Consider the following 12,471-nt stretch of genomic DNA (forward strand, 5'->3'; position numbering starts at 1 on the left):
ACTATGATTAGAATTGATATGTCAGATGCGCCAATGTCGCGCTCGATCACCCAACAAGGAGGCTGTTTCATGGGGAACAAGCGCTATTCCGACGCCGCTGCCGCACTCGAAGGACTGCTGTTCGACGGCATGCAGATCTGCGCCGGAGGTTTTGGCCTGTGTGGCATTCCGGAGCGGCTGATCGACGCGATCCGCGATGCAGGGACATGCAATCTGACGATCGCCAGCAACAATGCAGGCATCGACGGCGAAGGGCTCGGCAAGCTGCTCCGCACGCAGCAGGTCAAGAAGATGATCTCCTCCTATGTTGGCGAGAACAAGGAATTCGAACGTCAGTATCTGGCGGGCGAACTCGAGGTCGAATTCTGCCCGCAGGGCACGCTCGCCGAACGCTGCCGTGCCGGCGGCGCGGGCATTCCCGGCTTCTACACCAAGACCGGCGTCGGCACGCTGGTCGCCGAAGGCAAGGAAGTGAAGAATTTCGACGGACAGAATTATATCCTGGAACGCGGCATCTTTGCCGACCTTGCGATCATCAAGGGCTGGAAGGCCGACGAAAGCGGCAATTTGATCTTCCGCAAGACCGCGCGCAACTTCAACCAGCCGATGGCGACCGCGGCGAAGATCTGCGTCGCCGAGGTCGAGGAAATCGTACCGACCGGCAGCCTCGACCCCGACAGCATCCACCTGCCCGGCATCTATGTGAAGCGGATGATCGTCGGCGCGCCGTATGAAAAGAAGATCGAGTTCCGTACTGTGCGCCCGCGGGAGGCCGCGTGATGCGTAGCCTTGCCCTGACCAGCGCGCTGCTCCTCGCGGGCTGCGCCAGCGCACCCGCTCAAGTCGCGACTGCGCCCACGCCTCCGCCGCCCGCCACCGGGCCGGCAACGCCGGCGGAATCCGCCAAGCCGCCGACGCCGTTGCAATATCTCTATGGATCGCCCGAAGCCGCGGTCGCGGTGCGCGCGACCAATGCGCGGATCGCCGACTATGGCGTGTGGCGGATCAAGCAGCGTCCGAAGGACAGCGTCGTCCTCGCGGCCGGTGCAACGATGGACGCACCGCAGTTCGAACCCTGCGGCAACAAGCCCTTCGCCGCGGTGTTCGATGCCGACGAAACGCTCATCTGGAATCTCGGTCCGATGCGCTACTTCGCGCAGCAGGGTACGGCGTTCGACGTCGCGGTCTGGGATCAGTGGGAAAAAACCGGCGCGGGCAAGGCGATCGCGATGCCCGGCACGGTCGAGATGGTGAACGCCCTGCGGGCCGCCGGTATCACCGTCATCGCCAACACCAACCGCAGCGCCGCCAATGCCACCGGCAGCGAAGATACGCTGCGCGCCGCCGGGCTGGGCGAATTCAAGCATGGCGAGACGCTCTTCCTGATGGGCGACGATGCCGGCGGGTCTAGCAAGGATCCGCGCCGTTCGGCGATTGCGTCGAAATATTGCGTGATCATCCTCGGCGGCGACCAGCTCGGCGATTTCAGCCAGCAGTTCAACGAAAAGGGGCTACCCCCCGCGACCCGCATGGCGCTGGCGACCGGCCCCGGCGCGGCCGCACTCTGGGACAAGGGCTGGTTCCTTTTCCCCAATCCCGTCTACGGCCCGTGGGACAAGCTGGGCTGGAACGACGCCTTCCCCTCCGACAAGCAATGGGAGCCGAAATAATGGCCGAGGATAGCAAGGGCTGGACCCGCGACGACATGGCGGCGCGCGCCGCGAAGGAATTGCAGGACGGCTATTACGTCAATCTGGGAATCGGTATTCCGACGCTGGTCGCGAACCATATTCCCGCCGGGATGACGGTCACGCTCCAGTCGGAAAACGGCATGCTCGGCATCGGCCCCTTCCCCTATGAGGGCGACGAGGACGCCGACCTGATCAACGCGGGCAAGCAGACGATCAGCGAGCTGCCGCAGTCGGCCTATTTCAGTTCATCGGACAGTTTTGCGATGATCCGCGGCGGCCATATCGACCTCACCGTCCTTGGCGCGATGGAGATCGCCGAGAATGGCGACATCGCCAACTGGATGATCCCGGGCAAGATGATCAAGGGCATGGGCGGCGCGATGGACCTTGTCGCCGGGGTCAAGAAGATCATCGTGGTGATGGAACATAACGCCAAGGACGGCAGCCCCAAGTTCATCCCGGCGTGCACGCTTCCCCTCACCGGCAAGAATGTCGTCGACATGATCGTCACCGACCTCGCCGTGTTCAAGCGCGAGAACCATGACAGCCCATTCCGGCTGATCGAACTCGCTCCGGGCGTGACGGCGGACGAAGTCGCCGCTAAGACAACCGCCAAATATGAGGTCGCCATCTAGTCACGGGTTCATGAAGCGGTTTTTTGTTGTTCTTCTCGCGGTCGCTGCGCTCGTTGCGGCTGGTTGGTTCGGTGTTCGCGCGCTTGGCGGCGACCATCCGCTCGCGAGCGTCGCGATTCCGTTCAAGGCGGCCGAAAACCTGCCCGACACGCCCGGCGAATGGCACGGGCGGATCGACTATCGCGCGCTCGACGGGCAACTCGCCGCGTTGACGCAGCGGCCCGAGATGGCGGGTCTGGCGGTTGCGGTCGTCGAAGACGGCAAGCTGACCTTCGTGCGCACCTATGGCGTCGCCGATGCCGCGACCGGCGCACCGGTCACGCTGCAGACACTGTTCCGCTGGGCTTCGGTTTCGAAGACCGCGACCGGCGCGCTCGCGGGGGCGCTGGCGAACGACGGCGCGATCGATCTCGACCGCCCGGTCGCCGACTGGCGTACCTCGCTGCGTCTCCCCGGCGGTGCCGAGACGCGGATCAGCGTGGCCGACCTGCTGTCGCAGCGCACCGGCCTCACCAAAAACGCCTATGACGAGAAGCTGGAGGAGGGGCAGAGTCCCGCACTGCTGCGTTCGATGCTCTTCGCTGCGCCGCTGCAATGCGAACCCGGCACCTGCCACACCTATCAGAATGTGGCCTTCGACGCCGCGAGCGAAATATTGGGCGAAGCCGCCAACGAAGGCTTCGCCAATGCGGTCGAGAGTCGCTTCTTCCGTCCACTCGGCATGGTCAGCGCCGGCTATGGCATGGAAAGGCTGACAGGCGCGAAGGACTGGGCGCGGCCGCACCGCAGCGGCACGCAGGTCCGCCCGGTCAAAGAAGCTTATTGGCGCGTTCCCGCCGCTGCCGGGGTTGAAAGCGATATCGTCGATTTCGCCAAATGGATGCAGGCAATGATGGGGAAACGATCCGACGTGCTGCCCGACAAGGTGCTGCAGATCGCCCATCGTCCGCGTGTCGGCACCGGCCGCATCTATGGCGGCACGCTGCGGCAGGCGAACAGCGATGCGGCTTACGGCCTCGGCTGGCGCAGCTTCATCTATGACGGCCGCCGGCTCGAAGGCCATTCGGGAGCGGTCTCGGGCTACCGCGCGACGATGATCTTCGAGCCCGCGACGCGGACGGGCGTCGTCGCGATGTGGAACAGCGACTGGGGCTTCCCTTTCCGCATCCCGTTCGCGGCGATCGATAGCTATCACAAGCGCGCCGATGCGAACTGGCTGGACCTCAGCGAACTGCCGCCCGCGACCGGCGGGGCGGCGAGAGCGGCTCCCTCGACAGTGAGTTTGAAAGAGTAACGCCCCTTGCCGCACAATCCGCGGCCTGTGTATCAGGCCTGCGCCGGGTCAGAGGAGAATCGGACATGCGTGTGCTGCTGACCGGATCGTCGGGCTGGCTTGGACGCTATCTCGCGCCGCTGCTTGCTGAAAACGGCCATCACGTAACCGGTCTCGACGTCGTGCCGGGCGTGCATACGCGGGTGATCGGTACCGTCGCCGACCGCGCGCTGGTCGATCGGACGATGGGCGAGCACGGAATCGAGGCGGTCATTCATGGCGGTGCGCTGCACAAGCCCGACATCGTCCGCTATCAACGGCAGGCCTTTGTCGATGTCAATGTGTCCGGCACCCTGAACCTGATCGAGGCGGCGGTCGCGGCAGGGAACGACCGCTTTCTTTTTACCTCGACCACCTCGCTGATGGTGCGCGCCGATGTTCGTGCGGGCGCGGGCGAGGCCGGCGCGTGGTGGATGGACGAGGATTTCGGTCCGATCGAACCGCGCAACATCTATGGCATTACCAAGCTCGCGGCCGAGCAAGCCTGCAAGCTGGTCCACCGCGAGCATGGGATCAATATCGCGATCCTGCGTACCGGGCGTTTCTTTCCCGAAGATGACGACACACATGCCGTGCCGAGTGGGCCGAATCTCAAGGCCAACGAACTGCTCAACCGGCGCCTGACGGTCGAGGATGCCGCAGCCGCGCATCTTGCCGCGCTCGAAGCCGCGCCGGAGATCGGCTGCGACACCTTCATCCTCTCCGCCCCGCCGCCGTTCGCGCGCGAGGAGTCCGAAGAGCTGGCCCGCGATGCGCGCGCGGTGATCGCGCGCCATCATCCCGATGCGGCCGAGCTTTATGCCGCCGAGGGTTGGGTGCTGCCGGAGATCATCGACCGCGTCTATGATCCCTCGCGCGCCGAGCGGCGGCTTGGCTGGCGCGCACAGACCGACTTCGGCAGCGTGCTCGCCGCACTCCGCGAGGGCCGCACGCTGCCCTTTGCGCATGACCCCGATTACACCTCCCCCATCGCCCGTCAGGAGCGCGAAGCATGTATGTGCTGATCACCGCCAACCGCAATTATTCGAGCTGGTCGCTGCGCCCATGGGTGCTGATGCAGGGCTTGGGCATCGCGTTCGAAGACCGGCTGGAGCCCTTCACCGGACCCGTGAACTATGGCGCTTTCCGAAGCTTCTCCCCGACCGGGCAAGTGCCGGCGCTGCTCCACGACGGGCGCACGATCCATGACTCGCTCGGCATCGCACTCTATCTCGCCGATCGGCACGACGGCGTATGGCCCGCCGATCCCGACGCGCGGGCATGGGCGCAATACGCCGTTGCCGAGATGCACAGCGGCTTTTCGGCGCTGCGTAACGATTGCACGATGAACGTCGGGGTGCGCGTGACGCCGAAGCCGATGTCCGACGCGCTGCGCTCGAACGTCGCGCGCATCCGCGAGCTGTTCGAGGAAGGTCTGGCGAAGTTCGGCGGGCCATGGCTCGCGGGCGCCGACTTCTCTGCTGCCGACGCCTTCTTCGCGCCGGTCGCCTTCCGCATCCGCACCTATGGCCTCGACGTGGGCGCCGGCCAGGCATGGGTCGATCATATGCTGGCGCATCCCGCGATGCTCGAATGGGAACGGCAGGCGCTGCTCGAGGAATGGCGCGAGGAAAGCCATGAGGCCGAACTGGCAGCCACCGGCGTGATCACCGCCGACTATCGGACGGCCTAATCGGCGAGCGCCTCGCGCACCACGGCGATCCCCGCCTCGCGCTGCGCCTTCAGTTCGGCTTTCAACGTCGCGGGATCGCGCGCGAACACGAAGCCGAAGCTCACCCCGCCCTCCTTGCCGATCGTCGCGTGGTGGAGCTTATGCGCCTGTACCAGCCGCTTCGCATAGCCGCGCCGCGGCACCCAGCGGAAATAGCGCTGGTGAACCAGCCCGTCATGGACCAGCGTATAGATAATCCCGTAAATGAGGATACCGAACCCGATCCAGGTTCCCGGTTCCCACACCGCGCTCCCCAGGATCATCGGGCTGCCCAGCGCAAACATCGAAATGCTCATCGCGGCGCCGACGATGGCGAAGAGATCATTCTTCTCCAGCAGCTTGTCGTGCGGTTCATGGTGGTCGCGATGCCAGGCCCAGCCAAAGCCGTGCATGATATATCTGTGGCTCGCCCAGGCGACGCCCTCCATCGCCACGATGGTGCCAAGCACGAGAACGATGATGGCGGGCATCGACATCGGGCAATCATAGGCTTGTCGACGACATGATGCTACATCGCCGACATCCCGGCGAAAAATCGCCGGAAAGGCGCGCGACCAAAAATTGCGTTTTTGATCGCCACTCGCTTGCAAAGTTATGCGGGCGGCGTAAGTGAACCGCATGACTCGCCCCCGCACCCTCTATGAGAAAATCTGGGACGCGCATGTCGTCGAACAGCGCCCCGATGGTACCTGCCTGATCTTCATCGACCGTCATCTTGTCCATGAAGTCACCAGCCCGCAGGCGTTCGCCGGACTACGGGCCAACGGCCGCACGGTACGCCGCCCCGACCTGACGCTCGCGGTGCCCGACCACAACCTGCCGACCACGGCGCGCAAGGATGCACGTGGGAACATCCTGCCGATCGCCGATGCCGAAAGCGCCGCCCAGCTCGCAACGCTGGAAACGAACGCCAGCGAGTTCGGCGTCCGCTATATCGACGCCGTCGCGCCCGAACAGGGGATCGTCCATGTCGTGGGTCCCGAGCAGGGCTTTTCGCTGCCCGGCACGACGATCGTCTGCGGCGACAGCCACACCGCCTGCCATGGCGGCATCGGCGCGCTGGCCTTCGGCATCGGGACGAGCGAGGTCGAACATGTGCTGGCGACGCAGACGCTGCTGCTGCAACCCGCCAAGACGATGGAAGTGCGCGTCGAGGGCGCCGTGGGTCCGGGCGTCACCGCAAAGGACATCATCCTCCACATCACCGGCACGATCGGTGCCGCTGGCGGCACCGGCCATGTCATCGAATATACGGGCAGCGCCATTCGTGCGCTGTCGGTCGAAGGCCGCCTGACCGTCAGCAACATGGCGATCGAGGGCGGCGCGCGCGCCGGGCTGATCGCGCCCGATGAGGTGACGTTCGCTTACCTCAAGGACCGCCCCTACGCGCCCAAGGGTGCCTACTGGGATGCGGCGGTCGAATATTGGAAGAGCCTCGCGACGGATCCGGGCGCGACCTATGACAAGGTCGTGATTATCGACGCCGCCGACATCGCGCCGAGCGTGACCTGGGGCACCAGCCCCGAGGACGTCGTGCCGATCACCGGCGTGGTCCCCGACCCGGCGAGCTTCGCCGATCCGTCGAAGCAGGCCGCCGCCGCCAAGAGCCTTGCCTATATGGGTCTGGAGCCGGGCACGCGGATGCAGGACGTGCCGGTCGAGAATATCTTCATCGGTAGCTGCACCAACAGCCGGATCGAAGACATGCGCGCCGCCGCCGCGATCGTCAAAGGACGCAAGAAGGCCGCCAACGTCAAATGGGCGATCGTCGTCCCCGGATCGGGCCTCGTGAAAGCACAGGCCGAAGCCGAAGGGCTCGACCGCATTTTCACCGATGCAGGGCTGGAGTGGCGCGAGCCGGGCTGTTCGGCGTGCCTCGCGATGAATCCCGACAAGGTGCCGGCGGGCGAGCGATGTGCTTCGACCAGCAATCGCAATTTCGTCGGTCGTCAGGGACCGGGCAGCCGCACGCACCTCGTCAGCCCCGCTATGGCGGCGGCGGCCGCTGTGACGGGCAAGCTCACCGACGTGCGGGAGCTGATGGCATGACACCGATCGAAAAGGTCGAAGGCCGCGCCATTCCGTTCGGGCTCAAGAATGTCGATACCGACGTCATCATCCCCGCCCACTGGTTGAAGACCACGACACGCGACGGAATGGGCAAGGGGGCGTTCGAAACGCTGCGCGCCGATCCCGACAATCTGTTCGACAGCCCGCAGTTCAAGGGAGCGCCCATCCTGATCGCCGGTGACAATTTCGGCTGCGGGTCAAGCCGCGAGCATGCGGCCTGGGCGCTGGGCGACCTCGGCATTCGGGTCGTTATCGCGCCCAGCTATTCCGATATTTTTTCGGGCAATGCGGTCAAGAACGGCATCCTGCCCGTCGTCCTGCCGCAAGCGGCGATCGACCGGCTGATGGAAGTCGCTCAAACCGATCCGGTGCATGTCGATCTCGACACCCAGACGGTCACGACGCCTTTTCAGGATCGCTTTGCCTTCGAGATCGATCCGTTCCGCAAGATGTGCCTGCTTGGCGGACTCGACGAAATCTCGCTCACCGAAAAGAGTGCCGCCGCGATCGGCGCCTATGAGCAGACGCTCGATGCCGATCGCCCCTGGCTGCGTCCGACTGCGACCCGGACCTGATCGAACACCCCATAAGGAGAAGATGATGAAGGCTCTCTTGTCGACCGCAACCGGCGGCCCCGAAACGCTGACCCTTGGCGAACTGCCGCGCCCGAGCGCCGGCAAGGGGCAGATCGTGATCGATGTGAAGGCCTGCGCGGTCAACTTCCCCGACGTGCTGATCATCGAGGACAAATACCAGTTCCGCCCCGAACGCCCCTTCGCGCCCGGCGGCGAGGTTGCAGGCCTGGTCGCCGAGGTCGGCGAGGGCGTCACCGAATTCAAGGTCGGCGACCGTGTCATCGCCGGCTGCGGCAATGGCGGCATGTCGGAGGCGGTCGCGGTGAGCGTCCACAACGTCTATCATCTGCCCGAAGGATATGATTTCGCAGCGGGCGCGTCGCTGCTGATGACTTATGGCACGAGCATCCACGCGCTGCTCGATCGCGGCCACATCAAGGAAGGCGACACGCTGCTCGTCCTCGGCGCCTCGGGCGGCGTCGGCATTGCGGCGGTTGAGCTCGGCAAGGCCTTCGGCGCGCGTGTCGTCGCCGGGGTATCGGGCGAAGCCAAGGCCGATATCGCCCGCCAGGCCGGGGCCGACGAGGTCGTCGTCTATGGCTATCAGCCGTTCGACAAGGATGCGTCGAAGGCCCTTGCCGAAAAGTTCAAGGCGGCCGTCGGCCCCAACGGGGCCAACGTCATCTATGACGCCGTCGGCGGAGACTATGCCGAACCCGCGCTGCGTTCGATCGCGTGGGAAGGCCGCTACCTCGTCGTCGGTTTCCCCGCCGGCATTCCGCGGCTGCCGCTCAACCTGACGCTGCTCAAGAGCTGCGACGTCGCGGGCGTGTTCTGGGGGGCTTTCGTCATGCGCGAACCGGCGCGCAACCGCGCCAATATCGCGCGCCTGTTCCAGCTTTGGGAACAGGGCAAGATCAAGCCGCGCGTCACCGAGAGTTTCGCACTCGCCGACGGCGGCAAGGCGATCGCCAAGCTCGCCGATCGAAGCGCGGTCGGCAAACTGGTGGTCACGATCTGAAATATCGCCCCGATCCCGCGCTGACTGCGGCGCTGCGCGGACGGGCAGCGTCCGGACGGCTGGAGGTCCGCGTCGTACCCGGCGCGAGCCGTGACGAAATCCGCATCGTCGATGACATTGTCCAGCTTCGCGTCACTGCGCCGCCCGCCGACGGTGCCGCGAATGCGGCGGTGATCGCGCTGCTCGCCGCGGCTCTGGACCGGCCCCGGCGCGAGTTGACGCTGCTCCGCGGCGCAACGGCCCGAGTCAAGCTGATCGCGATCGCGCCCGGCTGAAACCGATGTCCGATTATTCGGTTAACCCTTTATCAGTTCATCACCATTATGGTGGGAACAGGACTATTGGGACCATAAGGTATCAGCGATGGCAAATCGCCGCTCGACCGACGATGCGCAACAAGCCGCGAGTCTCGCGAACATTTCGCGTACCCGCCGTGCGCAGCTCGTCGCCGAGTTCGAAGGCGAGCTGGGCATCGACCACAAGGCCCGCGCCCTTGCCGCCTATGAAGCCAAACGCTGGGAAGTGATCAAGACGATCATCGTGTGGACGATCGCGTTCATGTTCTTCGCCATCGCCTGCCACCGCCTGTGGATCATGGGCCAGGACGTCGATGAACCCTTCACCGATCTCAATCCGATCCAGAGCATCTTCGGCAGCGAATAGAAGCCGGCGCGCAGCCGGCCCGCCGGCGATCCGAAGAAGCCCTAGTAAACGCGAGCCTTCGGCTTGATATACTCCGCATCGTCCGACAGCGTGTATTCGTGGACCGGGCGGTAGTCGAGACGAACCCCGCCGCCTTTGCCACCCCAGCCGTCGAACCAGCTGATGGTGTGCTTCATCCACTTCTTGTCGTCGCGGTTCGGGAAATCCTCGTGCGCGTGTGCGCCGCGGCTTTCCTTGCGGTTGAACGCCGAATGCATCGTCACCGTCGCCTGACTGATCAGATTGTCGAGCTCGAGCGTTTCGATGAGGTCGGTGTTCCAGATCAGGCTGCGGTCGGTGACGTGGACGTCGTTCATCCGCTGATAGGTCTTGGCCAGCTTTTCCTTGCCTTCCGCCATCAGTTCGTCGGTGCGGAACACCGCGGCATGGGCGGACATCGCGCGCTGCATCTCGGTGCGGATTTCCGCCGTCGGCGACCCGCCGTTCGCATTGCGGAAATGGTCGAGCCGTTCGAGCGCCAGGTCGGCGCTGTCTTTCGGTAGCGGCTGCTGCGCCGCGCCGGGGGTCAGGATTTCCTTCAGGCGATGCCCCGTCGCACGGCCGAACACCACGAGATCGATCAGGCTGTTCGAACCGAGCCGGTTCGCACCATGGACCGAAACGCACGCCGCTTCGCCAACCGCAAACAGGCCGGGGACGACTGTATCGGGGTTGCCGTCCTTCAGCGTGACAACTTCGCCATGATAGTTACAGGGAATGCCGCCCATGTTGTAGTGGACCGTCGGCACAACCGGCAACGGCTGGCGCGTCAGGTCGACGCCCGCGAAAATCTTGCCGCTTTCGGTGATGCCGGGCAGGCGCTCCGCCAGCACCGCCGGATCGATATGATCGAGGTGCAGGTAGATATGGTCATTGTGCGGCCCGACGCCGCGGCCTTCACGGATTTCGAGCGCCATCGAACGCGACACGACGTCGCGCGACGCCAGATCCTTCGCCGACGGGGCATAGCGTTCCATGAAACGCTCGCCTTCGCTGTTGGTGAGATAGCCACCCTCGCCGCGCGCACCCTCGGTGATGAGCACGCCCGCGCCATAGATGCCCGTGGGGTGGAACTGGACGAATTCCATGTCCTGCAGCGGCAGGCCGGCGCGCAGCACCATGCCGCCACCGTCGCCGGTGCAGGTGTGTGCCGACGTCGCGGTGAAATAGCAGCGACCATAGCCGCCCGTCGCCAGCACGACGGCCTGGCTGCGGAAGCGATGGATGCTGCCATCCTCCATGCACAGCGCGATCACGCCGCGACACGCGCCGTTTTCCATGATCAGGTCGAGCGCGAAATATTCGATGAAGAAGTCCGCGTCATATTTCAGCGATTGCTGATAGAGCGCGTGCAGCATTGCGTGACCGGTACGGTCCGCGGCGGCGCAGGTGCGCTGCACCGGGGGGCCTTCGCCCATATTCTGCATATGGCCGCCGAATGGGCGCTGATAGATGGTGCCGTCCTGATTGCGGCTGAACGGCACGCCCGCATGTTCAAGCTCGTAAACCGCGTTCGGTGCTTCGCGCACCATATATTCGATCGCATCCTGGTCGCCGAGCCAGTCCGACCCCTTGACGGTGTCGTACATGTGCCAGGTCCAGTGATCGGGCGAATTGTTGCCGAGCGAGGCGGCGATGCCACCCTGTGCCGCGACGGTGTGGCTGCGCGTCGGAAACACCTTGGTGATGCAGGCGGTCTTGAGACCGGCCTCGGCGCTGCCCATGGTGGCGCGCAGGCCCGACCCGCCCGCACCGACAACGACGGTGTCATAGATATGGTCGATGATCTTGTAGGCTTCAGTCATCTTACATGCCCCCCGGAGCAAGCCCAGCGGGCGCCAGCGCGATGCGGACGATGGCAAAGATGCCAAAGGCGGCGCCGCCGATCGCGTAGAAATTCAGGATCACGAGCGCGAGAAGCCGCGTCGCTTCGCCATGGACATAATCCTCGATCATCACCTGAAGGCCGAGGCGGAAATGCCAGAAGACGCTGATCACGAGCAGGATCAGCGCCAGCGCGACCGTGGGGTTCGAGGCCCAGCGCTGAACCGCGCCATGGTCGCCAAGCGGCAGGCGGATCAGCGACACGAAGAACCAGGTGACGAGCAGGATGTTGCCGAGCGCGGTCAGGCGCTGCTGCAACCAATGCTGCGATCCGTGATGCGAGGAACCGAGCCCGCGAACCCGGCCAAGGCGCGTACCATTACCCATGAAGCGCCTCCTTCGCGATGTAGAGCCAGACCGCCGCGGTCGCGAAGATCGCGCCGGCAAAAACGAGGATCGACCACAATTTGTTGATCTTCAGCTCATAACCCGCACCGGCATCGAGCACGAAGTGGCGGAGGCCCGAAAAGAGGTGCTGGAAAAAGGCCCAGGTCAGACCGACCAGAACGACCTTGCCCAGAATATTGGTGACCTGATGGACGACGCTCACCTCCGGGCTGGGATCGTGCCAGACACAGGCGAGGAACGCCGCATAGGCATCCGGACCCGCCGCGATCGCGCCCAGCCACCAAAGGAACATCAGCGCGCCGACGATGGCAAGGCCGTCGCCGGTGATGCGATGGAAGATCGAGACCGCCATCGAAGGCGCCCATTTATACACCTGAAGGTGCGGCGAGAGCGGCCGTGCGCTCGGTTGCTTGCCAGCCATATCAGCCCCGTTTCCTGACTCTGTCGGTCGATGCGCGCGGGTTAAGCGTTCCCGCCGCGATATGCAATTGCTTAGGGTGC

15 protein-coding genes are annotated in these 12,471 nt (G+C 64.7%); 11 read left to right on the plus strand and 4 right to left on the minus strand.

Features of this window, described 5'->3' with window-relative positions; genetic code table 11:
• Positions 1-69 precede the first annotated feature (69 nt).
• The 6 genes from JNM03_RS00440 to JNM03_RS00465 all read left to right on the plus strand — a co-directional run bounded on the left by JNM03_RS00440 (position 70) and on the right by JNM03_RS00465 (position 5,331).
• Positions 70-780, plus strand: coding sequence for a CoA transferase subunit A (locus JNM03_RS00440; protein ID WP_294033545.1), 711 nt, complete (start codon positions 70-72; stop codon positions 778-780).
• Complete coding sequence (locus JNM03_RS00445) at positions 780-1,670, plus strand: HAD family acid phosphatase (protein WP_294033547.1); 891 nt, start codon at positions 780-782, stop codon at positions 1,668-1,670. Before JNM03_RS00440 ends, JNM03_RS00445 begins: the two co-directional genes overlap by 1 nt.
• The gene (locus JNM03_RS00450; protein WP_294033549.1) at positions 1,670-2,326 is read left to right on the plus strand and encodes a CoA transferase subunit B; all 657 of its coding nucleotides are present in this window, start codon (positions 1,670-1,672) and stop codon (positions 2,324-2,326) included. Before JNM03_RS00445 ends, JNM03_RS00450 begins: the two co-directional genes overlap by 1 nt.
• A gap of 10 nt (positions 2,327-2,336) precedes the next feature.
• Positions 2,337-3,620: a serine hydrolase gene (locus JNM03_RS00455; RefSeq protein WP_294033551.1), complete on the plus strand. Its 1,284-nt coding sequence runs from the start codon at positions 2,337-2,339 to the stop codon at positions 3,618-3,620.
• A 65-nt stretch (positions 3,621-3,685) separates the two neighbouring features.
• Positions 3,686-4,663, plus strand: a complete 978-nt coding sequence (locus JNM03_RS00460; RefSeq protein ID WP_294033553.1) for an NAD(P)-dependent oxidoreductase — start codon at positions 3,686-3,688, stop codon at positions 4,661-4,663.
• A complete protein-coding gene (locus tag JNM03_RS00465) occupies positions 4,651-5,331 on the plus strand; it encodes a glutathione S-transferase family protein (RefSeq protein WP_294033555.1) in 681 nt (226 codons plus the stop codon). Before JNM03_RS00460 ends, JNM03_RS00465 begins: the two co-directional genes overlap by 13 nt.
• Here the strand turns inward: JNM03_RS00465 and JNM03_RS00470 are convergent.
• Positions 5,328-5,846, minus strand: coding sequence for a sterol desaturase family protein (locus tag JNM03_RS00470; protein ID WP_294033557.1), 519 nt, complete (start codon positions 5,844-5,846; stop codon positions 5,328-5,330). The two genes, JNM03_RS00465 and JNM03_RS00470, sit on opposite strands and share 4 nt — an antisense overlap.
• Before the next feature lie 142 nt (positions 5,847-5,988).
• Between JNM03_RS00470 and leuC the strand changes: the two genes are divergently transcribed.
• The 5 genes from leuC to JNM03_RS00495 all read left to right on the plus strand — a co-directional run bounded on the left by leuC (position 5,989) and on the right by JNM03_RS00495 (position 9,699).
• Positions 5,989-7,419 carry a 3-isopropylmalate dehydratase large subunit gene (leuC, locus tag JNM03_RS00475; RefSeq protein ID WP_294033559.1) on the plus strand — a complete coding sequence of 477 codons (1,431 nt, stop codon included), beginning with the start codon at positions 5,989-5,991 and terminating at the stop codon, positions 7,417-7,419.
• Positions 7,416-8,015: a 3-isopropylmalate dehydratase small subunit gene (leuD, locus tag JNM03_RS00480; RefSeq protein ID WP_294033560.1), complete on the plus strand. Its 600-nt coding sequence runs from the start codon at positions 7,416-7,418 to the stop codon at positions 8,013-8,015. Before leuC ends, leuD begins: the two co-directional genes overlap by 4 nt.
• A 25-nt stretch (positions 8,016-8,040) precedes the next feature.
• Positions 8,041-9,036 (plus strand): NADPH:quinone oxidoreductase family protein, encoded by a 996-nt coding sequence (locus JNM03_RS00485; RefSeq protein ID WP_294033780.1) that lies wholly within the window; start codon positions 8,041-8,043, stop codon positions 9,034-9,036.
• 59 nt (positions 9,037-9,095) lie between these two features.
• Positions 9,096-9,311, plus strand: a complete 216-nt coding sequence (locus JNM03_RS00490; protein ID WP_294033782.1) for a DUF167 family protein — start codon at positions 9,096-9,098, stop codon at positions 9,309-9,311.
• Positions 9,312-9,399: 88 nt separating this feature from the next.
• Positions 9,400-9,699: a hypothetical protein gene (locus JNM03_RS00495; protein ID WP_294033561.1), complete on the plus strand. Its 300-nt coding sequence runs from the start codon at positions 9,400-9,402 to the stop codon at positions 9,697-9,699.
• 41 nt (positions 9,700-9,740) lie between these two features.
• Here JNM03_RS00495 and sdhA read toward each other — a convergent pair whose 3' ends face one another.
• From sdhA to sdhC, 3 genes are read right to left on the minus strand one after another with little or no spacing between them, the layout of a single operon-like run.
• Entirely contained in the window at positions 9,741-11,543 is a 1,803-nt protein-coding gene (gene sdhA, locus JNM03_RS00500; protein ID WP_294033562.1) for a succinate dehydrogenase flavoprotein subunit, read from the minus strand.
• Position 11,544: 1 nt separating this feature from the next.
• Positions 11,545-11,949 carry a succinate dehydrogenase, hydrophobic membrane anchor protein gene (sdhD, locus tag JNM03_RS00505; protein WP_294033564.1) on the minus strand — a complete coding sequence of 135 codons (405 nt, stop codon included), beginning with the start codon at positions 11,947-11,949 and terminating at the stop codon, positions 11,545-11,547.
• Positions 11,942-12,391, minus strand: a complete 450-nt coding sequence (gene sdhC / locus JNM03_RS00510; protein WP_294033566.1) for a succinate dehydrogenase, cytochrome b556 subunit — start codon at positions 12,389-12,391, stop codon at positions 11,942-11,944. The genes sdhD and sdhC overlap by 8 nt, the downstream gene beginning before the upstream one ends.
• Positions 12,392-12,471: the final 80 nt, after the last annotated feature.

Source organism: Sphingopyxis sp., from assembly GCF_016793825.1.
Taxonomy (GTDB): Bacteria; Pseudomonadota; Alphaproteobacteria; order Sphingomonadales; family Sphingomonadaceae; genus Sphingopyxis.